Here is a 2,144-nt window from a genome sequence, read left to right as displayed (position 1 = left end):
AAGACGTGTTTCTGTCGCAAGGACGTGTCTATCGATGGCTCCACGCCTGTTTCCACGGTCGTCCGACTCGACACTTTCGCCCGTGTCGCACCAATCAACCCTTATGTTTTGCTGAGATCAACTCAGTGAACAAGCAGCCGTCGTTCCCTGCTGTGAGCCAACACCAATGATCGGCGAGTGGTGAGGTGTGAACGTCCGCGGCGTCGAGCTCGGTGACTGGTAACGGTTGGAAGCGCCTGGTAACCCTCGACTCGGGTCGACCCACCCCGTCTACAGCCCAAACGCTCTGTTGATCCACGACCTCGATAGTCGCCCGGGGGGACCCGAGGGTATGGACGGGCACGGTCAGAGCTCGCCGCGTGCTGTCATTGACCGACTGGCTGCAGCCGCCTACTCTCCAACGCATGCATACCTGCTTCCGGCAGGTATGCGGGGTACGCGTGTTCAGTCCCCCCTCGGACACCACTTCTGGTGGAGCTTCACCAGGCATGAGCCAGATTCGATTCCGTACTCGTTCTTGCCCCGCATATCTGCGATAAGACGTGATCGTGGGCGTCGGTGGGCCGTACGTAGCCGTCGGCACGTTGCGCTGTTTCCGCGGTTGGCCTGGTCATGACACCAACTCGCCGCCGCGACCGCGAGCAACTCATCGGCGTGCTCATTCCGGCCCCGCTTCCCGACAGACCGCGCCCCGGTCCGGCGCCGATGCCGGCGCTGCCCGCACCACGTCCGCCAGCGACCGCCTCACCGGACGAGGTCGTGATCGGCATGGCGCGCCCGGACCGATCCGGTCGAGTGACCGAACGCAGCCTGCTGGGGGCGCTGCGCTGGCCGGCGGGCCTCCGTATCGACATCCATCCGCACAGCGGGATGGTCCTTGTCGCGTCGGCGCAAGTGGGACAACACGTGGTGGGCAGTCGAGGGGAGCTGCCGTTACCGGCGAGCGTTCGGCAGATGTGCGCGATCGTGCCTGGGCAGCCGCTGCTGCTCGCCGCTCTGGTCGCCCACGATCTGCTGGTGATCCACCCGGCCAGTACCGTCATGCGGCTGCTGGCCGACCTTCACGCGCAGGTGGTCGGTGGTCGTCGTGTCGGCTGATCCCGCCCGTGTCGCTACCGCGCGGCAGATGCTGGCCCATCTGGGCGTCACCCTCGCCGACTTGCAGGCTGAGCCTGGTCCGGGCCTGCCGACGCTGGCCGAGTACCTGCCCCAGGTCATCGCCGCTGCCGGACCGGGCACAAGACGCACGTATGGCACCTACTGGCATCGGATGGCCGCCGTGTGGGGCGACCGCCCCCTGGACGCGGTCGCGGCCAGCGACATCGAGGCAATGCAGCGACAGGCCGCGGCGACCGCCCGGTCACGGCGCAACAGCCGCAGTGGCCGCCACGCCGGCGAACTCGTCATCGCCGCCGCACGCGCCATCTACAACCGGGCCATCGCCGACGGGCTCATCGACGCCACCGCCAGCCCCGCCCACCGAGTGGTCAAGCCCCGCCGACTACCAAGCACCCGCCGCGCCCTGACCCCCGATGAACTGGAGGAAATCAACCTTGCCGCTCGTACCAGCGGCAACGACGTCATCCTCGACGCCCTGCTGCTGCGTCTGCACACCGAGACCGCCTGCCGCCGTGGCGGCGCCCTCGGGCTACGGCTGACCGACCTGAACACCGACCGCGGCCTCGTACGACTGACCGAGAAGGGGGCCACCCTGCGCTGGCAACCCATCACCCTCGACCTTGCCGCCCACCTCGACGACCACGCCCGCGCCCGTGGCGCGGTACTGCCCACCGACCGGCTGCTGCGCTACCGCAACGGTCGGCCAATCACCAGCCGCCGCTACGACCACCTGTGGAAACGCATCGGCGAAAAGCTGCCGTGGGTGGCCGCCCAAGGAATCTCCACCCACTGGCTACGCCACGCCACCCTGACCTGGGTCGAACGCCACTACGGCTACGGCATCGCCCGCGCCTACGCCGGACACACCGACTCCACCGGCCCAGCCACCACCACATACTGTCAATCCCCTGGAAGCGTGGAGGATTGTTTAAGCTGCCTGAGCCCGGCGGGCGTCAGCGATAAAACGTTCGTAGTCGATGGGTGACATGCCGTCGCAGGCGCTGTGACGGCGTCTGACGTTGTAG

The 2,144-nt window shown here is 67.4% G+C and carries 2 protein-coding genes; both read left to right on the top strand.

Annotated elements, in window-relative coordinates:
- Positions 1–759: 759 nt before the first annotated feature.
- Complete coding sequence (locus ABNF97_RS33775; RefSeq protein ID WP_349341045.1) at positions 760–1,098, top strand: hypothetical protein; 339 nt, start codon at positions 760–762, stop codon at positions 1,096–1,098.
- Entirely contained in the window at positions 1,079–2,104 is a 1,026-nt protein-coding gene (locus ABNF97_RS33770) for a tyrosine-type recombinase/integrase (protein WP_349341044.1), read from the top strand. The genes ABNF97_RS33775 and ABNF97_RS33770 overlap by 20 nt, the downstream gene beginning before the upstream one ends.
- The last annotated feature ends 40 nt before the right edge of the window (positions 2,105–2,144 follow it).

This window comes from Plantactinospora sp. B6F1, from assembly GCF_040120695.1.
Taxonomy (GTDB): domain Bacteria; phylum Actinomycetota; class Actinomycetes; order Mycobacteriales; family Micromonosporaceae; genus Plantactinospora.
The sequence above is the reverse complement of the archived record's forward strand: the minus strand, read 5'-3'. Positions and strand labels throughout refer to the sequence as shown.